The sequence below is a fragment of the Nostoc sp. KVJ20 genome (assembly GCF_001712795.1).
In the GTDB taxonomy this organism is placed as follows: domain Bacteria; phylum Cyanobacteriota; class Cyanobacteriia; order Cyanobacteriales; family Nostocaceae; genus Nostoc.
Map to the genome: position 1 here is coordinate 1 of NZ_KV757606.1, position 24,220 is coordinate 24,220.

Below are 24,220 nucleotides of genomic sequence, written 5' to 3' on the forward strand. Positions count from 1 at the left end.
CTTAGACAGATGCGGCATCTTTTCTATGACTTTCCTCGTCCATTGCCTTAATTCCTCGCTTTTTCCTAAAAGCATTTTCCCCCACACCCTGACATTCTTCACCGCATCTGACTTGCATATTTTTGCGGTCTGACAACAGTTGTGTATTTTACCTGCTTTTCTCCCTCTTTCTTAAACCCCTACCCTTGAAAGGGGTATTGCCCACCCTACTTAACAACCCCTTCGGGGCGGGAGTAGGGAGTAGGGGAAGAAATTAGCCTCGAAAAAGGTTTAAAGGTTTAAAGTCGTACTTCGTCCCCCTGCGCTTTCTGCCCGCAAGTGGTGCGATAAAATCCTTGTATTCTCTTGGTAGCTTGAAACCCCACCCGATGAAAACCTGCTTAGTTTCCCTACTCCCCACTCCCTTTCATTAAGACTTTGGTTTATAAGTTGAAGCAACGTGCAATTCTTTCAACTGTTTTGCATCTACACTCGAAGGCGCATCTGTTAATAAACAACGCGCTTGTTGTGTCTTTGGAAAAGCAATGACATCTCGAATAGATTCTTCTCCAGCTAGCAACATTACCAAACGATCTAGACCGTAGGCAATGCCACCATGCGGCGGTGTACCATATTCAAATGCTTCTAAGAGAAAGCCAAATTTACTTTGTGCTTCTTCAGGAGATAAACCGATGGCTTCAAATACCTGCTGTTGAATTTCTCGCTGATAAATCCGCAGACTTCCGCCGCCAACTTCTACGCCGTTGAGTATCAAGTCATAAGCTTGGGCGCGTGCAGTTTTTAAGTCGCTCAAATCATCAGGATGAGGTGCTGTAAATGGGTGGTGCAATGCTTCTAGACGCTTTTCGTCAGCATTCCACTCGAACATTGGGAAATCTGTAATCCAGAGTAAGTTGATTTTTTCTGGATCAATTAAACCAAATTCTTTAGCGATCGCTTGCCGTAATCTATCTAAAGTTTTATTAACTGTAGCAGCATCACCAGCCCCAAACAACAGCAAATGTCCAGCTTTTGCACCTGTACGGCGCAAAATTTCTTGTTTTTGTTCTTCGCTTAGGTTGTCTTTAATAGCGCCAATGGTGTCAATTTCGCCATCATCCCTGACGCGGATATAAGCTAAACCTCTAGCACCGGCTTCACTGGCTTCTTTGAATAAATCGCCGCCTGGTTTAATGCGTACATTAGAAATTACATCGTTACCGTTGGGAATGGGTAAGATTTTGACAATACCACCATTGGTAACAGTGTCTCGAAAGACTTTGAAACCTGACTCTTTCACAATATCTGAGACATCAGCTAATTCCAAACCATAGCGGGTATCTGGTTTATCACTCCCATAGCGTTCCATCCCCTCAGCGTAAGTTAGGCGGGGGAAAGGACGCTGTAACTCAATTCCTTTAACCGTTTTGAAGATATGGCGAACTAAATTTTCATTTAGTTCGATAATTTCTTCTTGGGACATGAAGCTCATTTCCATGTCCAACTGAGTGAATTCTGGTTGTCTGTCAGCGCGTAAGTCTTCGTCACGAAAACAACGGGCAATCTGATAATATCTATCTAAACCGGATACCATCAGCAATTGTTTAAATAGCTGGGGTGATTGCGGCAAAGCATACCACTCACCAGGATTGACGCGACTGGGTAGAACATAATCCCGCGCTCCTTCTGGGGTAGAACGGGTAAGTATTGGGGTTTCGACTTCGATAAAACCTTCCAAATCTTCCAGATAACGACGCATGGCTTTGACAATTTGATGACGCAGTTGCAAATTTTGCGCCATGCGTTCGCGTCGCAAATCTAAATAACGATATTTCAGCCGCAAGTCTTCGCGCACTGTCTCAGTGTCAGCTACGGAAACTTGGAAAGGTAACTGTTTGCGAACAGCATTGAGAAGTTTAATTTTATCGGCGTAGATTTCCACCTCGCCTGTGGGGATGCGGGTATTCAGCGATTCTTCGGGACGTTGTGTTACCCTACCAGTGATTTCAACAACATATTCATTTCGCAGGGCGTTTGCATGTTCGTAAGAATCTGGGGTGCGTTGCGGATCACTAACGATTTGGACGATTCCAGAGCGATCGCGTAAATCTAAAAATATCACACCACCGTGATCGCGGCGACGGTCTACCCATCCGTAAAAGGTAACTGTTTCTCCAATATGTTCTTTTCGGAGTTCGCCGCAATAATGAGTTCGCATAAGTGTTAATTATTGTTTCCTGGGCTAGATTGGGAAGAAAATGTCAAAGCCTTCCCATTATCTAGCATCAATAGTAATTGTAGTAGTTCTGGTGAAATAAAAAATCAAATAATTTCACACTATTACAACTCAGTCGGCAAGAAAAATTCGATGTACTTAAGTATGTTGTGCAGCGAGTCGTTGGAATGCCGACGGTGCTGGATTATCTGCGGCGAGGTGCTGGCGTATCACCTCGGCACACGCACCTGAGCTTAACAACGAGGTATCGACTTCAAGATCATAGATGCCAGGAATGTGGACTTCATGTTGCCATAACTCAACTGGGTGTGGCTTCGCGGAGTCGGCTGCACTTCCTACGTTCCAACCTGTGTTTTGTCGTCGTTCCATAATGCTCTCAATGGGACAGCGAACGCCTACAAACAAGACCGGCAATCCGTTCAAACGTCGGGCACTATCGGACAGAATGCCCTGGGGAATTGCGTAGGCATCATGGTGTCCGACATCAACCACGACATTCAAACCTAAGCGGCTGTGAGCGGCGATGGACTCATACATAGCGCTGTACAGAATGGGAACAAAGGGTTCGAGGTCTTGACGTTCTCCCCCTGGTCGCAGACCGATCCCAGGCAGGTATCGTGCGGGAGTCATTTGCATAAACCTATCCACACCCAAGTTCATCCACAGACCATCAAATGTCTCCTGGATCACTGCGACAATGCTCGACTTTCCTGATCGAGGGGCACCATTCAGGATGATAATCTGTCCTAGCTCCTGTGTCTGCCTCATGATCACTCTTTGCGTCCTTAATACATATAGTTAGCAGTTCCACGTTAAGGCTAAAATGTTAAATCGGCAATTGAAAATGTCTCTACCTCAGCCATGAGGCATTGGCTGAGGTAGAGACATAACGGCGAATGACCCTCGCCAAGGTTTGAGTTGACACTAAATAAGTCTAAATCGATCTGCGATCGCACCCTTCACACCATCTTTAACGAGAGTAAGGGTGATTGAAGGTATCCCAAGCAGCAATGGCCGCCTTTTGCAGGCGAAAGCTGAAGTCTACTAAATCTTTCATTAATAAGTGCCAGTTTCTCTCAGCTTCATCCTGAATTACCACCCAAGAATTTTCTAAGCGATCGCGTTCCATCAATTTCCTTCCTTCAATTAATGCCCGTGCTTGACGCACAACTTTCAAATATGTCTCGCGGGTGAGAGTACCTGCTGAATCAGCCTCAGCTTGAGCGCGTCTTTTTAGCGCCTCAATTAACGCTTTAGTTTCGCGCTTCACCTCCTCAGTTTCACCAGCCATTTCAGTTTCCACTAATTCGTCGGTTTCAGAACTGATTTCTACAATTACTATGGATTCGGTAGATTCAATTACTGTGGCTTCAATGGATTCGATGTTGTTAGCATTCATAGTTAAAACATCCTTAATTGCAAAGTATGTCCGTTGATGAAAACTGCACTCTGTAATGGTAGTAACAAGTCATTGCAAATTTCACAAATGACAAATTAATAAGTTTTTGTTGGCAGTTGTTGCTCTAATTTCAGTAATGCTGCAACTCGCACTTCTGTAGCAGGATGACTGGAGAATAAGTTACTCAAAAACTGTCCAGAGATAGAATTGATAATCAATAACGGCTCATAAGCTGGATTGGCATTTAAAGGTATCTGTTTTGCTGAGGCTTCTAACCGTTGCAATGCCCTAGCTAAGGCGCGGGGATTACCAGTTAATCTAGCAGAACCGGCATCAGCAGAGAATTCTCGTGTGCGCGAAATTGCTAGCTGAATGATTGTCGCCGCCACTGGTGCAAGTATGACTGTTAATAAAATTCCTATTGGATTTCCACCTCTGTTGTCATTTCGTGAACCACCGCCAAACCATAAGCTGTAACTAACCATTTGGGCTAGGAATGAGATAGCACCAGCAACAGTAGCAGCAACAGCTTGTGTGAGAGTGTCACGATTAATAATGTGGGTGAGTTCGTGGGCGATAACGCCTTCGAGTTCGTCCTCTGGCAAGATATTTAAAATGCCTTCGGTGACAGCCACAGCAGCGTGTTCGGGATCGCGCCCTGTAGCAAAGGCGTTAGCACCTTGACTAGGAACGATGTAAACTCTGGGCATGGGAATATTGGCGCGATCGCTCAATTTTTGCACCATCTGATAAAGTCCTGGTGCTTCCTCTTCACTCACAGGCTGGGCCCGATATACTGCTAGCGCAATCTTATCTGATTGATACCAGGAAAACAGATTTGTTGCTGCTGCCAAGCCAATCCCGATAATCAAGCCACTAGAACCGCCAATTACCCAGTAACTAATTGCGATTAAAAGACCACTTAGCGCAGCAAGCAAAGCAGCCGTTTTCAATTGATTTGTCATGTTTTCGCTCTCCTGCTAATGCTGTGTAAATTTTTGAAAAAACAGCATTACTTCAGCTACACTTCGATTTTATCTAGCTAAACTTAGATATATGGTACAGAAAACCTATCAGAGAAGTACGGTTTTCTCACTTAACTTTTAGAAATACTAATTTAGTTGTTTTTGATACTTATCTTTTATCAACAAAATTGCTGGGTTATAAATCAATCCGCTTGCGTTAAAGGCTAATTGTACAAAATTGTGGGTTTTTGAGACGCGATAAATCGCCGTCTCTACAAGTGTTTTGGTCTGATGTAAAATGTATTTTTTTATAAAAAACGCATCTATCTACAGGAATAAATTACATACCCATTGCTGTTAATTTATATCCAGTTAATTATACAAATTCTGAGTCTATTCCTTGTGCTTGATATCCCTGTTCAGTAAATAGCTGAAAATCTAATTTACAGGCTTTAAAGCTTTAGTAGATTATACCAAATTTAATGTGAAGTTGCATTAATACTTGTCGGGTTTTGGGGAAAAGGGTAAGAGGGTGTTTGAAAAGTCTCCTCGTCGGTATCAAAACGTTTTCGATCCCCCTAAATCCACGCCACTTGCTCATGGGGGAAACCCCCAAGACCGCAGTGGCTCCCCTTAAAAAGGGGGAGTTTAAGGATTTTCCCCCGTTTTTAAGGGGGGTTAGGGGGGATCAACCAGTGCTTAAAATCACAGCTAACCACTTTTCAAACATCCTCTAAGGGGAAAGAAAAACTTAAGTGGACTAAATTGATTGTTCAGTCCACTTAAGTGGACTTCAGCTATGAGACTCGGAATTCATTCCGAAGCGGAATAGAAACGCAGTCCGAGATTTTTTAATAAAGATATGACTGCGACAAGACTTGTGTGTACACCGTAGCCTTAATAAGGGGGGATCGAATTATATGCAGCTTCATAAAAAAATTGGTATTACAAGTATCTTTGTGCATTAAACAAATCGCGATCGCAGATTTTGCAAGAAAGCAAAGTATTCTCACTGTGCTAGCAAACACAGCAACGGCTATAGATACTGATATAGTAATAATATTTTCAAAAATCTTTACAGCAAATGAATTGGCTGTATACATAGCAGAAATAGGCAATATGCAGCTACAAAATAAATTTGTCCAGAAAATCCCCCGTACTGTTTGGGTTTTGGGGTTTGTCAGCTTGCTGACAGATATTAGTTCCGAGATGATTAATTCTCTGTTGCCCTTGTTTCTCGTGTCAGTTTTAGGGGCGAATATTTTGACTGTCGGCATCATTGAAGGTATTGCAGAAGCAACAGCTTCAATTTTAAAAATCTTTTCGGGAGTATTGAGTGATTACTTGGGACATCGTAAGGGATTAGCGGTGTTTGGCTACGGATTATCAGCCTTTGTAAAACCTTTATTTGCTGTAGCTACCAGCCCAACTGGAGTATTAATAGCTCGATTTAGCGATCGCATTGGCAAAGGTATCCGGGTAGCACCCCGTGATGCTTTGGTTGCTGATTCCACTAATCCAGAAGTACGCGGTGCAGCTTATGGATTGCGTCAATCTCTCGATACTATCGGAGCATTTTTAGGGCCTTTGGCAGCATTTGCCCTGATGGCTGCTTCCCAAAACAACTTCCGCCTGATTTTTTGGCTAGCACTCATCCCTGGATTCTTCGCAGTGGCTTTATTAGCAGTGGGAGTGCGCGAACCAAAAACAAGTGAAATTCAAGGGAACCGAAGCAACCCTCTGCAATGGGAAGCTTTACGCAGTTTGGGTAAAGGATACTGGGTACTTGTAGCAGTGGCGCTGCTATTCAATTTAGGCAACTCCAGTAATGCTTTTTTGTTGTTGCGAGCCGAGCAAACAGGTATTTCAGCCTCATTCATCCCATTGACATTAATGATGATGAACATCACCTACTCATTCAGTGCCTACCCAATAGGAATACTTTCCGATCGCATGGGTAAATTTGGGTTACTAGTAGGCGGATTTCTCCTATACGCTCTAGTGTATCTGGGTTTCGCTTTCGTGCAGACATCTTGGCAAGTCTGGGGATTGTTTGCCCTTTATGGTTTGCATTTGGGTATGAGTAAAGGATTGCTATTGGCTCTAGTGGCAAATAGTATACCTGCAAATCTGCGCGGCACTGCTTTTGGATTCCTAAATTTGGCTGTAGGATTAGCGCTTTTACCCGCCAGTCTGCTAGCTGGTGGATTGTGGCAAACATTGGGAGCGGAGGCAACATTTATAACTGGAAGCTTATTTGCGATCGCTGCTGTTTTATTGTTAGTAATTAATAGGAAAAAATATTTACAAATATAAGGCAATACAGTTCAGTACCCAGTCCCTAGTGGTCTATCGCATTAAATATAATGAGTTTGTACTAAGCACTTCAGTGCTTAAAAATCCAGGACTAAAGTCCTTACTACAAACTTTTATAACCCTTCAGATACTACCCAGTCCCTAGTCCCCAATCCCCAATCCCCAGTTCAATTTGTATCTTGAACAAATGGTTTCAACCGGGCTGTAACTCTTAATTTACTAAGTCTTCTTACTAGTAACAGAGCTTGTTGTTTATATAATGCTGTTGGTAGCAGTCCAGGCAAATTATGCATCAACTCTCTAGCAGTGCCGATGTTACATCCCGATATTATACTGATTTCATTTGCACCATCAAAAATAGCATCTTGAGCTAAAACTTTCTCAATCTGTACTTGCCAATTTCGAGGAAACATTTCACCTCGTTCAATTCGCTGGAGGCTATTGCTATTTGCCAGAACAATCAGGCGATCGCCAATAGCAAGTTGTGTATGATCGGCAGGCATGAACTTAACAGGCGATCGCCTGAGACTTTGATATAAAATTGGTACAACTCCATAACCATAGGCAACCTCAGCCAATAGTAATCCATTCAGTGTATCTCCAGCTTCAATCATGTACTCTACTACCAAAATAGTTTGAGTATCGAAGTTAAATAAGCTGAGAATATTTTCTCCAAAAGCCGCAGCAGCAAATACTTCTGCTGAAATAGCAGAGGTACAAATAACTTGAGCATAAGGAAACAATCGTGCGACATTATCACGAAAATATCGGTCATAAGTCCGAATGACCACACGAGTTTTAGGACTTTTAGCGTATGCCATCAAAGCTATTTCCAAATTTTCCATGTCATCGTCTGTAACTACAACGACACTTTTACTATGAGCGAGATTTACCTTATCTAAAGCATCGGCAATATTATCAATAATCAGTGGTATTTTGTTGAGAAAATCGGCGTTAAGTGCTGTGCTACTAATACCCACCACAGGCTGCTTGAATTCTTCTAACAAAGCCGCGACTCGCTGACCGACTCGATTTAATCCAATAAGTACAACATGGTCTTTTTGGGGGATTGATGGCTGGTAATTATTAAAAAACTGGAACCTTGAACTTAACAGAGTATCAGTTAGCAACGCATATAAAACCCCAACAAAACCTATACCAGTTACAGTTAGCGCGAGGCTAAACAATCGCAACCATCCTGGCATATTTTCAGCCGGCTCTGGTGGCGTTTTAAAATTAACACCACCAAAGACATCTCCATATCCTCCCAAAAGCAAGACAGCAATAGCATAAAATGCTTCTATTATGTTACTTTCAGGATAATTTAAGATATAAATAATTGTTCCAAAACACCAAAGAAAAAGTACTGTAATTCCACAAATAATTGCCACCCGCAAACTCTGATAACGAGAGAATGTCCGCGAGAGATATACTATTTTATTTTTTAAATTTTTCCAGGTTCTACCTAATACAATCTCTTGCCATAACTGCTGCCAGTTATGTTTACGCACAGTAGCAATTTGTTTTAAACTTTTAAGCTGCTCTGTAACTTCGATATAAATAATCGTATCACCTGGTTTTAATGTCGTTTCTGGTTCCCAATGATGAAATTCTTTAGGCAAAGGAGATGAATCATTAGCGTAATTTAAAACCCGACGATATAAAGTATTTAATTCATGTATATGCCATTTATTAGCCCAGTTATCACTTATTTTTATCTGACGCTTTACTACCCGAAATTGACGTTCTTCCAGTTGGAAATATCCAAGATTGTCATCTCCAAGGGCTGCCAGAGCAAAGCCAGAAGCGGAAATTTGATTCGGCTCAAAAGCAATAAAATTACCAAGGGTCTGACTTAACAGTTCATTGAGATTTTGTTTGTCAGAACGTACAACCAGGCGAATTTGAGGATTTAAAAGCCTTGCGGCAAAGGCAGCTTCTATATTTACTCGTTCATTGCTAGTGACTAAAAGTACAGTTCGACACCGAGAAATGTTTGCCTGTTCTAAAACACTGCTCTGACGACAATCTCCGATGAATAAGTTTTCTAATAAACTTAATAAATTTGGTATTTCCAAATGTTGGGGTTGTTCTTGATCAATAGCATTGACAACAGCACCATACTCTTTTAGTACTGCAACGCAATGCTGACCCAAACTTCCTAGCCCACAAACTAAAAACTGATCTAGTTTTGTCTGAGAATCTTTAACAGGTTGATAATTACTTTCTGATGATGGCAGCATATAATACCGCCAATGATACACATTATTTATCTATATCGTAGAATACCAAAGATATTGACTCACAGCAAAAATGGTATTATCAATTTAATGAAAAACTATCAATGGTGATGGAGCTCGCCAAAACCGCCTTTCCAAACGGATCAATTCTGATATGGAAGGCTGATGGCTCCTACTTTCTTCGCTAACTGCGGGAGAGTAGGGCTTGGCTAAAAGCATTACCTGACTCCCCTGTAGAAAGCATCTGTCTACAAATCGCGCCTCAAGGAGTCATGGAATGCTAGCCAGTATATTGTGGATTTTAATGATGGGCTTTTTTGCCGGTCAACTTGCCCGTCGTTTAGTAGCTCCGCCTTTAATTGGCATGATTTTAGTGGGGATTATCCTTGGCCCCCAAGTTCGGAATGTCATCAGTGAAGATGTGCTGGTTGCTGCTGATGAGTTAAGAACTTTGGCGGTAATGATTATCCTGATGAAAGCTGGATTGGGTTTAGATAGAGAAAAACTGGCTCAACAGGGAACAGTGGCGCTGCGCTTAGGATTTTTGCCAGCAGCAACAGAAGCGATCGCGATCGCAATTACCGCTATGATAATTTTTAAATTTGACTTCCCCACCGGATTACTCTTGGGTTGTGTGATTGGCGCTGAATCTCCCGCTGTAATCGTCCCAGGAATGCTCAGGTTGAAAAGTTTAGGTTGGGGTGTCACAAAAGGAATTCCCGATGCAATTTTGACTGGTAGTGCTTTATCTGATGTGCTGCTATTACTAGTCTTCAGCCTACTGCTAAGTTTCTTAGGTGACGGAGGTGTTGAGCAGATTACCCTACCTGGGGGATTCACTTTGACTGCTCTGCAATTGCTGCCGTTCCAAATTATTATGCAAATATTGCTGGGAGTCTTGTTTGGCTATTTAGCAGCCCGTTTATTAGTTTTACTATTAACTAAACAAAACTGGACTCAGAATGTCGTTCAAGATACTGTAATTGCTGCCAGTTTACCTTTATTCCTGGTCATTGTTGCTCATGCTTTGCCTTACTTTTCTGGTTATTTAGCAGCAATGGCTATGGGGTTTTTCTTAATTGAATTAGATGCTCCCTTAGCCCGAAGATTGCGGGGCGGATTTGATAGTTTATGGATAGTCGCGGAGATTTTTTTGTTTGTCTTATTAGGGGCAACTATTCAACTGCAAGTATTAGAAAAGATTCTGTTACCTGGCATTATAATTCTGGCAATTGGTTTACTGATTGGTAGGATGTTGGGCTGGTATCTCTCAACTTTAGGTAGTAATTGGAATTGGCGAGAAAGATTATTTCTGCTACCAGGAAACTCAGCAAAAGCCACAGTCCAAGCTGCCATTGGGGCAATACCCCTTTCCCAAGGAATTGCCGGAGGTGAGATAATTTTAGCGATCGCAGCTCTATCAATTTTAATCACAGCACCATTAGGCGCTTGGGCAACTATGACCTTTGCGCCGAAATTGCTCACCAAAGGCGAAGTTGACCCGACCAAGGTCACAGTTGCTACTCGTACAGTATTGCTGGCAGCCGTGGATACATCGAGTTTAGCCACAGAAGTTTTAACCAAAGTCGCAGATTTAGCACGCCGCAGTAATGGGGAAGCGATCGTTTTGCATGTAATTAACACTTCAAATCAGCAAGATATCCAACAAATAAAAGAACAAAGCAAACAGTTGTTATCTGATATCAGGTATGAATTTTTGACTGTTACAGGCGCAATACCAGAAGAGATTATTCGCATTGCTAAGGAGTATCGTGTCACTGCGATTGTTATGGGCAAACGCGGACATAAATCTTGGGAGCAAGTGCTGATTGGCTCAGTCTCACAAGCAGTTTTAGAAGCCAGTCCAATACCTGTAATCGTACTAGAAAACCGTGAATCCAACTCAATTTAATTACGAATTACGAATTAATATGAAACAACTACGTCAATTTGAACCTTTTCTTGCCTTTCCCCACCTAATCAAATGGCTGCCTATTTCCGTTATAGCTGGCATTCTTGCTGGAACTGCTTCTGCGGCTCTTTTAGCATCATTGGAATGGGCAACTGATTGGCGAGAATCACATCGCTGGATTATCGCCTTCCTTCCCCTTGGCGGCTTCTTAAGTGGTTGGATTTATCATCGATTTGGTCGGACTGTAGAAGCTGGAAATAACCTTTTACTTGAAGAAATCCATAATCCCAAAAAAGTTATTCCCTTCCGCATGGCTCCTCTTGTGTTAATAGGAACAGACCTCACCCATTTTTTTGGTGGTTCAGCCGGTCGTGAAGGTACAGCATTACAAATGGGTGCTTCTTTGGCAGATCAGGTGACTAAAATACTGCATTTTAAAGGGGCTAATCGGCGAATTTTATTAACAGCAGGTATAAGTGGAGGATTCGCTTCAGTTTTCGGTACTCCCTTAGCTGGAACCGTATTTGGTCTGGAAGTTTTAGCAATTGGTAGGATTCATTATGATGCTCTTTTTCCTTCTTTGATTGCTGCGATCGTTGGAAATCAAGTCACCTTACTATTGGGTTTACATCATACCGCATACCGACACGCTCCGTTAATACCGACGCTCACAATTTGGGGACTAATTTCTGCAATTATTGCAGGTGTAATCTTTGGAATAGTCGCAAGATTTTTTGCTAAAGTAACTCACAAAATCAGCCATTTGTTTAAAACCAAGATATCTTATCCTCCAATGCGTCCTTTTATAGGCGGTGCGATAATAGCAGCAATTGTTGGGTTGAGTGGAACAACCAAATACATTGGGCTTGGTATTCCAACAATCGTTGATTCCTTCTATACTCAGCTACCTCCTTGGGATTTTGCAGCCAAATTAGGTCTGACTGCTTTAACTTTAGGTGCAGGTTTTAAGGGTGGAGAAGTGACACCTTTGTTTTTTATTGGTGCAACTTTAGGTAATGCTTTGTCGTTGCTTTTAGCATTACCTGCACCACTGTTAGCAGGAATGGGATTTGTGGGTGTGTTTGCAGGTGCAGCAAATACACCTTTAGCATCAACCTTAATGGGAATTGAATTATTTGGTCTGGAATCGGGGGTATTTATTGCTATTGGCTGTGTAGTGAGCTATTTATTTTCCGGTCATTCTGGAATTTATTCTGCACAGCGTATTGGGTTGAGCAAATACTCTGCTGTATATTTAGAAGAAGGGGTGACTTTGGCTAATTATGGTCGAGAAAAAGTTGATCCAAAAATTGATTTACCTGATGATGGGGAAGAAGAAAAAAGTAATTATGAGGAATAATTTTTTGATGTAATTAATTGATAATTGAGAGTTGTTAAGCGATAATAGGTTTGACAAATGAATAATCATGGATTCGGCAAACTAGTTACTTTTCTAAATCAATTGGAACAAGAGAGAATTAGTTACACCTTAGCTCATCATCGAGATGAAACTATGCACCTTTTACTACCTATTTTATTTACTAAATCATCGCTTCCAATTCTTCTAAAGCTTGAAAACTTCCTACTTGCCAACTACGCTCCACAGCAGCAGGGATAATCTCAGTAATAGCTATATCTGCAAAATTAGGACTGGTATTAGATTTTATATATTTCCCATCTTTCAGCAAATAAATAGAAAGATTTCCGCTATCGTAAACCCATAATTCTGGGACTCCAATGGCTTCATAAGCATCAAGAGTAGTTTTCGATGTGACATCAGTCTCAATCGCTAAATCTGGGGGCGGATCATCAGGTTGTAAGCGACGATGACCAATCATTTGTTGATAATTCTGAATATAAAAGCAAGCATCAGGTTCAACTCCTGCTACACCTTGTCGTTTAAAAGTAGTGGAACCAAAAGGTTGATATCTGATATCTTTAGCTTTCAGCAATATTTTGACAATATCAGAAATTAAATCTTTGGGAATTTCATGTTCTGGTAAAGGAGCCATAATTTCTAAAGTACCCTGGCTGTAGGCAATTCGGGTAGTTCTTTTTTCTCCTAATTCTTCTAAAATAGATTCAAATTCTTGCCAGCTAACATCAGGAATTGTCACCGTGCTACCAGGTGCTAATTGCATCTGGCTAACAGCTTTGAAAACGGGGATAGCAGCAGTCACATCGCTTCGCTCCAATTCAAAATTCAAAATTCAAAATCTATCAGGTTGCGGTGGATAATACAGCCCACCGTAACCTTTAGACTAATAGAATGAGTTTAACAAAAGCGATCGCTCTACACCTTAAACTTCTCAGCAATCCGCTTCATCGCCTCTTCCACATTCTCCCGGCTGTTAAACGCCGAAATGCGGAAGTAACCTTCACCCGCAGCACCAAAGCCAGAACCAGGGGTTCCCACAACGTTGACAGTTTGCAGCAGCTTATCAAAGAATTCCCAACTGGATAAACCATTAGGAGTTTTCACCCAGACATAAGGTGCATTCACGCCACCATAAACTGATAATCCGGCGGCTGTGAGTTTCTCGCGGATAATTTTGGCGTTTTCGAGATAGAAACTCACCAATCCTTTGATTTGCGCTTGTCCTTCTTCGGAGTAAACCGCTTCGGCTCCTCGTTGGATGATGTAAGAAACGCCGTTGAATTTGGTAGACTGGCGACGATTCCACAGTTTCCACAGTTCGACATCGGAACCATCGGCGGCTTTTGCTGTGAGTGTCTTCGGTACTACGGTTAACGCGCAACGGGTTCCTGTAAAACCTGCGTTCTTGGAAAAAGAACGAAATTCGATCGCAACATCTCTTGCACCTTCAATTTCATAAATTGAATGGGGAATCGAGGGATCGGTGATATAAGCTTCGTAGGCTGCATCAAAGAAAATAATCGAGTTATTAGCTTTGGCATAGTCTACCCATGCTTTGAGATATTCCTTGGTAGCAGTTGCGCCAGTGGGGTTATTGGGAAAGCAGAGATAAATTAAATCGATTTTCTTTGAGGGAATCTCGGCGGTGAAGTTGTTATCAGCCGTAATTGGTAGATAAACTAAACCCTCAAATTCGCCTTTATCGTTGGCATCCCCAGTATTTCCCACCATAACATTAGTGTCTACATACACAGGGTAAACTGGGTCAGTTACGGCAATTATGTTGTCATGACCAAAGATTTCTAGAATGTTGCCTGTGTCGCACTTGGAACCATCGGAGATAAAGATTTCGGAAGCATCTATATCGGCTCCCCGCGCTTGGAAATCGTGAGTAGCAATTTTCTCCCGTAACCAAGCATAGCCTTGCTCTGGGCCATAGCCTTTGAAAGTATTGCGATCGCCCATTTCTTCCACAGCTTTAATCATCGCTGTACGGCAAGCCTCTGGCAGAGGTTCAGTAACATCGCCAATGCCCAGCCGAATGATGTTAGCATCAGGATTCGCTTCTGCAAAGGCATTCACCCGCCGAGCAATTTCTGGAAACAGATAACCCGCTTTCAGTTTCAGGTAGTTGTCGTTAATAGTTGCCATTATGTAGTTATGAAAAACGCCCTCAAATAGCTTACTGCTAATTTATGAGGGCGGGGAGTGGGGAGTGAAGAAGGGAATAGGGTAAAGGTTACAGGGTACAGATTATTCCCTATCACCTATCACCTATCACCTATCACCTGTTACCTGTTACCTGTCACCTGTCACCTCTTCCCAATTAGACATTCACCGGCTGTTTATTATCGGCTGAATAATTGTTGCGATCGCTAATTACAAACTCCGTAATTGATTCTTTACCTGTAATCAATCTTGCTCCGCGATTACGAGTAAAGTAATTCCACGCCCACTGAATCATTACTACTAATTTGTTGTCAAATTCAATTAGGAAGTAGATGTGAATCACTAGCCAAAACAGCCATGCAAAGAAACCTTTCAGCTTCATAAAGCCCAAATCTACTACAGCAGAATTGTGCCCAATCATTGCTAAACTACCATGATCCTTATAAGCAAAGGGTGGTAAAGTCTTACCTGCAAGCCGCTGTTGAACTAATGTTGCTACATATTCACCTTCTTGCTTGGCTACAGGTGCAACACCAGGTAGGGGTTTACCATTTTGATGAGAAAAATTTGCTAAGTCGCCAACTACAAAAATATTGGGATGTCCCTTAATACTCAAGTCAGGTTCGACGATAATTCGTCCAGCGCGATCGCACTCTGCACCAGTGTGTTCGGCTAACACTTTTCCCATTGCGGAAGCTTTCACACCTGCTGCCCATAATACCGTTTTTGAGGCAATCTCTTTAACTTCATCGCCTTGTTTGAGGGTAACAACATCATTTTCAATATTCGTTACCAATGTTTTTGTCTGCACAACCACACCCAAGCGCGTCAGGGATGCTTCCGCTTCTTGTGATAACTCTGGTGCAAAGGGTGGCAAAACTCGATCCAAACCTTCTAATAGCAAAATCTTGGCTTCTGATGTGTCGATGTTGCGGAAGTCTTCTTTGAGGGTTTGATTTGCTAATTCTGCGATCGCACCCGCTAACTCTACACCAGTTGGGCCACCACCCACAATTACAAAGGTTAACCAAGCACGGCGTTTTTCTGGATCGGTTTCTTTTTCTGCGGCTTCAAAGGCCGAAAAAATCCGGCTACGCATTTCTATCGCATCTTCTACAGTTTTCAAGCCTGGGGCGAATTCTTCCCAGTTATCTTTGCCAAAGTAGGAATGCTTCGCTCCTGTGGCGACAATTAACGTATCGTAAGGAATTGCTTCGTCGCCTACAATAACTTTTTGCGCTTGTGAATCAATATTATTCACCTCTCCCAGCAGCACTGTCGTATTCTTGCTCTTGCTGAGGACAGAACGCAACGGCGAAGAAATATCAGCCGGAGACAGCGCACCTGTGGCGACTTGATATAAAAGGGGTTGAAATAGATGAAAGTTACGTTTATCAATCAGAGTAACGTTTACTGCCGCTTTGGCTAGTGTTTTTGCCGCATAAAGTCCACCAAAACCACCGCCTACAATAACTACTTGATGGGGTGGATTATTGTCAAGTGAATTTACCATAAGAAATATTATCCGGGATGCCGACTATTGTAACTATTCTTAACAAATTTGTATCAAACTTGTCATCATATATTTTGTATTGCCTTTTACATTTAAAGAATGATTAAAGTAATCAAAACTACAGGATAAGCAGAACTTTTCAAGAGAGAGGCGCAGACAATCATAGTTGGGAATACTTGAATCGCTTTTTACTTGTGTAAATTTATCAAAAGTAGATGTAAGGTTTATGCAAGTTTACTCAGAGCTAGTTGATTCTGGTGTTTGTGTCAAACGTGGTGAATGAGTTCGCCGCCAACGGTTAAAGCCATAGATAAGAGCAACAAAAATTAACAAATAGGGACTGTAAACAATTAACCAAATACCCAGCTTGAGTAAGCCAACAGAAAATGCACTCAAAGAGTGGGTAGAGTTGTTCCAAGTTTCCTGAACTTGCAAACCCAAGGCAGGTTGGGGACTGGTACTAGAAACTGCGGCTTCTAGGTTCAGGGTAATCGTGGAATAAGCAACTTGATTTTGTAGGCTTTTCAATTGGGCATTGATTTGTTCTATGGTTTGTCTGACATTACTTAGTTCTTGGGCAACACTAAGCACATCTCTGACAGAACCAGCCCGATCCATAATTTTTTGTAAATTGGCTTCAGTTTTCTGTAAATTCGTTAATCTAGCTTGGAAATCTACAAGGCGATCGCCTACATCTTCCGCAGTGATATTACGACTCTCGACAGTGCCCAATTTAGCTAATTGCTCTAGGGTAGGTTCTAGCCGATTCTCAGGTATCCGCAACTGTATTGTTGCTGTGTGACGCGGGTTGTCACTTTTGGGTTGTTGTTGCTTCAAACCGATTAAATCCCCTTGCTGTTTATTGATAATTTGTGAAACAGCATCAACAGTCTGATCTACAGAGTTGACAGTCAAAGAGATTGCTGCCTTTTTGATGAGTTGGGGACGAGAACGCGCTATTGGTGAAGCTTCCGCCTTTTGGGAAATACTGCTTTCACCAGCAGGTGCAGATGCTCGATTTGCCATCCCATCGGCGGCCATTTGAGGTAAAGCCGAATTGGTTGAGCGTTCAGAAGAAGCGCAACTGGTGAAAATCACCCCTCCCAATAACGCACTTAAAAATAAAGCAGATGTGCGTGGTAATTTAGTCGAAGTGTACATAATCTACCCCCAGATGGATGAATTTAACCCCAGTATTACTGAAGTAAAACTCAAAGCCTGTATTGTTGCGATTTATGTAACAGATTTGTCATTAGTCATTGGTCATTGGGCAATGATTAATAGTTTTTCTTCCCCTGCTTCCTCATCTCCCCAGTCCCTAATCCCCAATCCCCAGAGATAAATTGCATGATTGATAATTAATCTGTGTTACTCAATTTGGGGTACAATCGTAAGCCTGCCAATAAATGACGATGCTTGCTGACAGGAGATGCTTCTATGGCCCGGATGTATTATGACGAAGATGCCAATTTAGACCTTTTGGCTGGAAAAACTATTGCTATCATCGGCTATGGTTCCCAAGGTCATGCCCACGCTCTCAATCTCAAAGATAGTGGTTTGAATGTGATTGTGGGACTATATCCGGGTAGTAAATCAGTTGCAAAAGCTGAAGCAGCTGGGTTAACTGTGAAGAATGTCGCAGATGCCGCCAATGCTGCTGACTTCATCATGATTTTGTTACCTGATGAAGTTCAAAAAACGATTTACAAAAACGAGATTGAACCAAATCTAGAAGAAGGGAATGTGTTAGCTTTTGCCCACGGCTTCAATATTCACTTTGGGCAAGTTGTACCACCAGCTAACGTAGATGTGGTGATGGTTGCACCAAAAGGGCCGGGGCATTTGGTACGGCGGACTTATGAAGGTGGGGAAGGTGTACCAGCGCTATTTGCAGTTTATCAAGATGCCAGTGGTCAGGCACGCGATCGCGCCATGTCTTACGCTAAAGGTATCGGTGGTACTCGCGCTGGTGTTCTCGAAACTACTTTCCGCGAAGAAACCGAAACAGATTTATTTGGCGAACAAGCTGTATTGTGCGGTGGTTTGAGTGCTTTAATCAAAGCCGGATTTGAAACTTTAGTAGAAGCTGGTTATCAACCAGAATTGGCTTATTTTGAATGTCTGCATGAAGTCAAGCTGATTGTTGACTTGGTTGTGGAAGGTGGTTTAGCCAAGATGCGCGACAGCATTTCTAACACTGCTGAATATGGCGATTATACCCGTGGCCCACGGATTGTTACCGAACAAACCAAAGCTGAAATGCAGAAGATTCTCAGCGAGATTCAATCTGGACAATTTGCACGAGAATTCGTTCTCGAAAACCAAGCTGGTAAACCAGGATTTACCGCTATGCGTCGTAAAGAATCTGAACACAAAATTGAGGAAGTTGGTAAAGATTTACGCGCTATGTTTAGCTGGTTGAAAAAGGCTTAATAAAAGAATGTAGAGACGCAAAATTGTACTTTGTCCCGCAGTGCTAACGCGTCTCTACAACAGTTGATGCTCCCAGTATTTTGAAAAACTATACTTCTCAAAATAGATGTGGTTTAATAAACATTATTTGCTTTTAGTTTTGAGATAATCTGCAATATACTCTCCATAAGTATCACGCAGCATTTGTTCCCGAAATTTGAATCCTAATGTTTTCCCTCGACAAGATAGAGATCCGCACAAACATCGACGGACAGCAATTGATTCATATTCAGTGGTTTCGTAGTCCCAGGTAATCTCCTCACCTACTTCGATATCTCCTAAAGCAACGAAGTCATATCCTCCAAATTGATTGTTTCTTACCCCAGTATTTGGATCACAAGAATGGTTAATGACGACAGCAGGCTCGTCTAAGTTGACATACAAATTAAAATCCATCTGAAAGGAATAAATTGTTCGTTCGGGAACTTCTTCAATTGAAATACCCACCACGACAGTTTCCCCTTGGGCAAATTTTTGTCTAGCAAATACTCCTCGTCCTTTTCCTGTTTGTTGAATCGTGATACGAGAATTGAGCTTTAAAGCTGAAATTGCCTCTATTGTACTCATGAAAAAAGAACCATTTTATTTAAAAAAACTTGGCTTAATTAGAGTTAAATCTACTATGTAAAGTGATTTTTTGTAAAGTAAATTTTTCTAATTTTACTGCTGCTTTTATGGCAAAATAAGTTTCAAATATATTTCTAATATATTTTTTGAATTCATGCATATTTGCAAGATTTTATGCTCTATAAAATTTCAATTCTCACTTCAGGCTGAACTACATTTTTTAGACTGAAGTATCAAATATTTGGTATGGATTTCAGGCATTTAACCTTAATTTTTCGATACTTTTAAACAAATAGATTAAAGAGCAATACGCCTCAATACTTGTCGGTTAAGGGGAAAAGGGGAAAGAAAAAACCTTTAACCTTTACCCTTTAACCTTTTCCCCAAACCCAATTCCGAGTTAAAAATGCACAAAGCGTGCAGTATTGAAATACGCCTGGGTTAAGGATAAATACGGTTCAGTTAAGGGCTAAGTGTAGAAAATTGTGGGTTTTTGAGACGCGATAAATCGCCGTCTCTACAAGTGTTTTGGTCTTATCTGAACTGTATTGGGTTAAGGCTAATTTTGGGTTGGGTTTAGGAACGAAACCCAACCTAAGAAGTTTATGATTCTAATAAGTTAATAGTCGGTTAACTGCTCTGTACCTCAACTTTTGCTTCCGGCTCAATTTTTTGAGGGATTTGACTTAGAAACAGAGCAACTAAGACAAGAATTGCACCAATGAAACCGCGTATTCCCAGATGTTCTCCAAGTAGCCAAAACGAGAAAATTGTGGCGAACAATGGCTCAAGTGTATAGAGTAATGCGGTTTCGTCAGATGAAACCCATTGCTGTGCTAATGTTTGAAGCCAGATGACAGCAGCCGTCGCCAACAACCCTAAGTAGAGAATCGCTCCCCAGTGCTGGCGAATTGCCTCAAATTCGTTAAGGATTTGTGTGTTATTCCAGAGTACCCCTACTAACGCAATGAACAAAAGTTGAACACTAGTGAGTGTTAAAGTGGGGTGACAGGAGGCGACTCGCTCTAAAAAAAGTATGTATGCTGCATAGACAAAAGCATCAACAAACATCAATAGATCGCCAATTCCTAGTTCTCCCCCTTCCCAAAACATCACGCCAATACCAATCACAGCTACTCCAGCAGCCAGGAAACTTCTTAACAGCACGCGTTGACCACTCAGCCATCCTAGTAGGGGGACGATGAGTGCGTTCAAACTGCCAATGAATGCTGCCCGGTTTGCTGGGATCGTCTTGAGTGCAACTGTTTCTATAGCTAAGAAAAAGAAAAGCAAAAGCCCTAGTACTGTACCATCACGAAATAAAAGTGCATTAATATTACGTAAATTTAAGGTAAAAACCCCTGCCGCTATGACAAAGCGGCTGACAATCAATGCACTTGGTGAAAGACTACTAACGATGTCTTTAGTCAATGGAAAGGTTGTAGCGCTAATTACATTAACAAGGATAAGCAGTATTATTCCTTTTAAATGTAATGAATTTTTAGTTTCCATTAAACTAATTGATTGAATAATGTTTCTTTACATCCATAGAGAATGCGATCGCATAAAGAATATTGGTTTTCCTTTGTCCAGTCAGTGCCTTCAGGATCTAGGATTTTTATTTGAGTAAATTCTACTAATCCGATTTTCATGCCTTTTTACACATTGCAATTAAAAGGTAAAGGAAGTTTGCATTAATCCAATCCCAACTGTACCATTCACTGTGCTATTGAAGTTAACTAGTACGCAGGGAAAAAGCGCACGACAAAACCGAACACTGTCCAAAAACTTTCCTTTGTTATTCCATTGTCAATAAGGCTGAAGAGATTGCACAATCCTATAACAATAAATTTTTAGACATAACACAACTGGGCAACAAATTAAAAACTAGCAGAGCGCCTTTAGCTTTCAAAATATTTTTGCTTTAAGTGCGATCGCTAATCTGAAAATTCAACTTTTCAATAAAGTATACCGTATTTTAATAGATACTGATTCTAAGACAACTACGGTCACGTAAGTATCTTATCAGTGGGTATTGTGGAGCACTGAACATTTTTGCAGAGATTACAAAGAAATGTTCGGTAATTTGGTATCAGAAATCTTACAAAATTGCAACTAAATAGAGAAGCATACGGCGATGCCTTCACAATAGGCATCGCGGATTTTAGATTTAATCTAATCTAAAATCCCAAATCGATTTAACGATTTACCGCCGCAGCTTCTCGTGCTGCTGCTGCTTGATCTGGGTGAATACCCAAGCGGGTGAGATTGATGCGACCTTTGTTATCAATTTCGCGCACTTTGATAATTACTTCATCGCCCACCGCTACTTCATCCTCAACTTTGCCAACGCGGTAGTCAGCTAGTTGAGAAATGTGGATCATGCCTTCTTTCCCAGGTAAAAATTCCACAAATGCACCTATCGGTATGATCCGAGTAATGCGTCCTGCATAGACATCCCCTTCGTGCAACTTGCGGGTCATGCCTTGGATGATATTTCTAGCTCTCTTGGCCTTGTTCTCATCCACAGCCGAAATTGTCACGGTGCCATCATCTTCGATGTCAATTTTTGCACCAGTTTCCTCTGTGATCCCCTTAATAGTCTTGCCTCCAGGCCCGATGATCAGACCAATCATGTCTGAATCAATCTTGATTGTTAACAGACGTGGGGCATAAGGTGAGGTTTCAGTCCGCGGCGTGTCAATGCAGGCGAGCATTTTCTCCAGAATGTGCAACCGGGCTGCTTTGGCTTGGTGGACGGCTTGGGCTATCACCTCCAAAGACAAACCGGAGATTTTCATATCCATTTGCAAGGCGGTAATTCCGGTATCTGTCCCGGCAACTTTGAAGTCCATGTCGCCCAAAAAGTCTTCAATACCTTGGATGTCCGTCAGGACTCGTACTTCGTCCCCTTCCTTAATCAGACCCATTGCCGCGCCACTGACGGGTTTGAGAATTGGTACACCAGCATCCATCAGGGCGAGGGTGGAACCGCAGACTGAACCCATTGAGGTGGAACCGTTGGAAGAAAGTACTTCCGAGACGATGCGAATCACGTAGGGAAATTGTTCTTTTGAGGGTAGCACAGGTAGGAGCGCTCGTTCTGCCAAAGCCCCGTGACCAATTTCACGCCTTCCTGGAGAACGCATTGGCTTGGTTTCCCCGACTGAGAACGGCGGGAAGTTGTAATGATGCAGGTAACGCTTGTGCTGATCTAGCTGCATGTCATCGTTGAGGTTTTGAGCATCTCCAGGTGTACCCAGGGTACAGGTGGATAATACCTGAGTTAGTTCCCGGTTAAATAAACCGCTGCCGTGGACTCGCTTTGGTAAGACATCAACTAAACAAGAAACCGGACGCACTTGATCGAGTTTACGACCATCAACGCGGACGTTATCTTCGATGATTTGTCGCCGCATGAAGTGTTTGGTAATATCTTTAAAAGTGTTACCAAGTGCCTTCTTATTTGCAGTTGCAGCAACTCGAATGGGATCTTCTTCTGGCAGTTCGGTAATCGTCGCGGCAATTTCATCCTTGACGACATCTAAAGCTGCATCGCGTTCAGGTTTGGTCAAACTAAATTGAGACAGGATTTTTTTAATCTGACCGTTGGCGCGATCGCGGATATAATTTTCTAGCGTCTGGTCTACTTCTGGTGGTGCTTCTTGCACTATGACCAGACCCAGTTCTGCAATTAAATCTTGCTGCGCTTTGATTAAGTCCCGCACTGCTTCATAACCAAAGTCAATCGCCTCAAGAATATCTCGCTCTGGCAACTGATTGGCTCCCGCCTCTACCATGATCACGCCATGTGGTGAACCTGCTACTACTAGATCCAAATCTCCAGCTTCAGTTTCAGCATAAGTGGGGTTAATGATGAAATCATCTCCTACTAAACCAACCCGCACTGCTGCCATTGGCCCATTAAAAGGGATTTGAGCAATCAGGGTAGCAATGGAAGCGCCTGTAACTGCTAACACATCGGGTGGAACTAACTCGTCCATCGACAGCGTTAAAGCAATAATTTGTAGGTCATCCCGCAACCATGAGGGGAACAAAGGACGCATGGGACGGTCTATAAGACGGCTGGTGAGAATTGTTTTTTCTGGTGGGCGACCTTCCCGCCGCATGATCCCGCCGGGAATCCGACCAGCGGCATATAGCCTTTCTTCGTAATCTACTGTTAGGGGAAGAAAATCAATGCCTTCTCTGGCTTGCGATCGCGTAGCCGTCACTAAAACGGATGTGTCCCCTGATTCTATCAAAACCGACCCACCAGCCTGGGGAGCAAGTAGGCCTACTTTCAGTCGAATATCCCTTCCATCGAAGGATATTGACTTGTCAACTTCTGCCATTCAGTTTTTTTTCCTTCTCTTTCGCTATTCTCTTTCTGTGGCAATCCTAACATTTATGCCCTATGGCTGACTTCTGGTACATACAAAGATAGACAAGTCGTTCAATACAAAGGGCGATACATCATCAGCGCATCTACCATCTGCTCATTCTCTAGCTTCGCCGCACCTGGAATTCGCCCAATAATCTCAAATCCCAATGACTGCCAAAGTGTAATTGAAGGTATATTAGTCTCAAAGACCAAATTAAACATTACTGCTTCGTAGCCCAGGTTTGCTGCGATCAAAAGCATAGCCTCTCCCATGAACCGCCCTATACCCTGACCTCGTAACCCAGGTTGTACAATAAAACCAGCATTGCAAATATGGCTACACCGACCGGGAAAGTTTGGCTTTAAATAAAACGCCCCTAATATTTCCTTTGGCTTGTGTGTAGGATCTACAACAGATGTCCTGACAACAAAGGCATCTTTGCTTAACCAGTAAGCTGAAAATTCTGCCTGAGATAAAGGTTGCTTTTGCGGATAGGTTTTACCTTCAACAATTACAACATTCAGTAATGCTCTTACAACCTCATGCTCTTGAGGATGTATATAATCTAGTTCCACTAATATTCCATTTTTTAAAACTTTAATTAGGGGAAAATTCATTATTAACGATGTTATGTGGAATAATTACTTAAATATTTATTGTATGCACAATTTTGTCAAAAAGTCTTCTTG

Annotated in this window: 19 protein-coding genes and 1 riboswitch; of the genes, 5 read left to right on the top strand and 14 right to left on the bottom strand. The window is 42.1% G+C overall.

Translation table 11 applies throughout. The features are described from left to right. Window positions 1-409: 409 nt before the first annotated feature. The 4 genes from aspS to A4S05_RS13220 form a co-directional block, all read right to left on the bottom strand. On the bottom strand, window positions 410-2,197 hold the full coding sequence (aspS, locus tag A4S05_RS13205; RefSeq protein WP_069070291.1) for an aspartate--tRNA ligase: 1,788 nt from the start codon (window positions 2,195-2,197) through the stop codon (window positions 410-412). Between the two features lie 156 nt (window positions 2,198-2,353). Continuing rightward, window positions 2,354-2,983, bottom strand: a complete 630-nt coding sequence (locus A4S05_RS13210) for a chloramphenicol phosphotransferase CPT family protein (protein WP_069070292.1) — start codon at window positions 2,981-2,983, stop codon at window positions 2,354-2,356. A 202-nt stretch (window positions 2,984-3,185) separates the two neighbouring features. After that, entirely contained in the window at window positions 3,186-3,614 is a 429-nt protein-coding gene (locus tag A4S05_RS13215) for a hypothetical protein (protein WP_069070293.1), read from the bottom strand. 95 nt (window positions 3,615-3,709) lie between these two features. Continuing rightward, window positions 3,710-4,579, bottom strand: a complete 870-nt coding sequence (locus A4S05_RS13220) for a zinc metalloprotease HtpX (protein ID WP_069070294.1) — start codon at window positions 4,577-4,579, stop codon at window positions 3,710-3,712. A gap of 1,119 nt (window positions 4,580-5,698) precedes the next feature. Between A4S05_RS13220 and A4S05_RS13230 the strand changes: the two genes are divergently transcribed. Beyond that, window positions 5,699-6,895, top strand: a complete 1,197-nt coding sequence (locus A4S05_RS13230; protein ID WP_069070312.1) for an MFS transporter — start codon at window positions 5,699-5,701, stop codon at window positions 6,893-6,895. Between the two features lie 167 nt (window positions 6,896-7,062). Here A4S05_RS13230 and A4S05_RS13235 read toward each other — a convergent pair whose 3' ends face one another. After that, window positions 7,063-9,138 (bottom strand): potassium channel family protein, encoded by a 2,076-nt coding sequence (locus tag A4S05_RS13235; RefSeq protein WP_176726998.1) that lies wholly within the window; start codon window positions 9,136-9,138, stop codon window positions 7,063-7,065. 94 nt (window positions 9,139-9,232) lie between these two features. Further along, window positions 9,233-9,317: riboswitch (Fluoride riboswitch) on the top strand. 95 nt (window positions 9,318-9,412) lie between these two features. On the opposite strand from A4S05_RS13235, the gene A4S05_RS13240 reads away from it, so the two are divergent. Together A4S05_RS13240 and A4S05_RS13245 are read left to right on the top strand one after the other, a co-directional pair. Continuing rightward, window positions 9,413-11,047 (top strand): cation:proton antiporter, encoded by a 1,635-nt coding sequence (locus A4S05_RS13240; RefSeq protein ID WP_069070296.1) that lies wholly within the window; start codon window positions 9,413-9,415, stop codon window positions 11,045-11,047. 19 nt (window positions 11,048-11,066) lie between these two features. Further along, entirely contained in the window at window positions 11,067-12,407 is a 1,341-nt protein-coding gene (locus A4S05_RS13245; protein ID WP_069070314.1) for a voltage-gated chloride channel family protein, read from the top strand. A gap of 181 nt (window positions 12,408-12,588) precedes the next feature. On the opposite strand, the gene A4S05_RS13250 is transcribed toward A4S05_RS13245, so the two are convergent. The 4 genes from A4S05_RS13250 to A4S05_RS13265 all read right to left on the bottom strand — a co-directional run bounded on the left by A4S05_RS13250 (window position 12,589) and on the right by A4S05_RS13265 (window position 17,268). Further along, entirely contained in the window at window positions 12,589-13,227 is a 639-nt protein-coding gene (locus tag A4S05_RS13250) for a Uma2 family endonuclease (protein ID WP_069070315.1), read from the bottom strand. 113 nt (window positions 13,228-13,340) lie between these two features. Further along, window positions 13,341-14,576: an LL-diaminopimelate aminotransferase gene (locus tag A4S05_RS13255; RefSeq protein WP_069070297.1), complete on the bottom strand. Its 1,236-nt coding sequence runs from the start codon at window positions 14,574-14,576 to the stop codon at window positions 13,341-13,343. A gap of 175 nt (window positions 14,577-14,751) precedes the next feature. Beyond that, window positions 14,752-16,107, bottom strand: a complete 1,356-nt coding sequence (locus A4S05_RS13260; RefSeq protein WP_069070298.1) for an NAD(P)/FAD-dependent oxidoreductase — start codon at window positions 16,105-16,107, stop codon at window positions 14,752-14,754. Between the two features lie 234 nt (window positions 16,108-16,341). Then, window positions 16,342-17,268, bottom strand: a complete 927-nt coding sequence (locus A4S05_RS13265; protein WP_069070299.1) for a DUF4349 domain-containing protein — start codon at window positions 17,266-17,268, stop codon at window positions 16,342-16,344. Here A4S05_RS13265 and A4S05_RS41565 point away from each other — a divergent pair. Then, window positions 17,261-17,449 carry a hypothetical protein gene (locus A4S05_RS41565; protein WP_176726999.1) on the top strand — a complete coding sequence of 63 codons (189 nt, stop codon included), beginning with the start codon at window positions 17,261-17,263 and terminating at the stop codon, window positions 17,447-17,449. The two genes, A4S05_RS13265 and A4S05_RS41565, sit on opposite strands and share 8 nt — an antisense overlap. 95 nt (window positions 17,450-17,544) lie before the next feature. After that, complete coding sequence (gene ilvC / locus A4S05_RS13270) at window positions 17,545-18,540, top strand: ketol-acid reductoisomerase (RefSeq protein WP_069070300.1); 996 nt, start codon at window positions 17,545-17,547, stop codon at window positions 18,538-18,540. 123 nt (window positions 18,541-18,663) lie between these two features. On the opposite strand, the gene A4S05_RS13275 is transcribed toward ilvC, so the two are convergent. The 5 genes from A4S05_RS13275 to A4S05_RS13290 form a co-directional block, all read right to left on the bottom strand. Further along, a complete protein-coding gene (locus A4S05_RS13275) occupies window positions 18,664-19,146 on the bottom strand; it encodes an SET domain-containing protein (RefSeq protein WP_069070301.1) in 483 nt (160 codons plus the stop codon). Window positions 19,147-19,776: 630 nt separating this feature from the next. Further along, window positions 19,777-20,658 (bottom strand): DMT family transporter, encoded by an 882-nt coding sequence (locus A4S05_RS13280; RefSeq protein ID WP_069070302.1) that lies wholly within the window; start codon window positions 20,656-20,658, stop codon window positions 19,777-19,779. After that, window positions 20,658-20,798, bottom strand: a complete 141-nt coding sequence (locus A4S05_RS41570; RefSeq protein WP_176727000.1) for a hypothetical protein — start codon at window positions 20,796-20,798, stop codon at window positions 20,658-20,660. The genes A4S05_RS13280 and A4S05_RS41570 overlap by 1 nt, the downstream gene beginning before the upstream one ends. A 546-nt stretch (window positions 20,799-21,344) precedes the next feature. Next, entirely contained in the window at window positions 21,345-23,501 is a 2,157-nt protein-coding gene (locus A4S05_RS13285; RefSeq protein WP_069070303.1) for a polyribonucleotide nucleotidyltransferase, read from the bottom strand. Window positions 23,502-23,602: 101 nt separating this feature from the next. Then, window positions 23,603-24,148, bottom strand: coding sequence for a GNAT family N-acetyltransferase (locus tag A4S05_RS13290; protein ID WP_069070304.1), 546 nt, complete (start codon window positions 24,146-24,148; stop codon window positions 23,603-23,605). Window positions 24,149-24,220 lie beyond the last annotated feature (72 nt).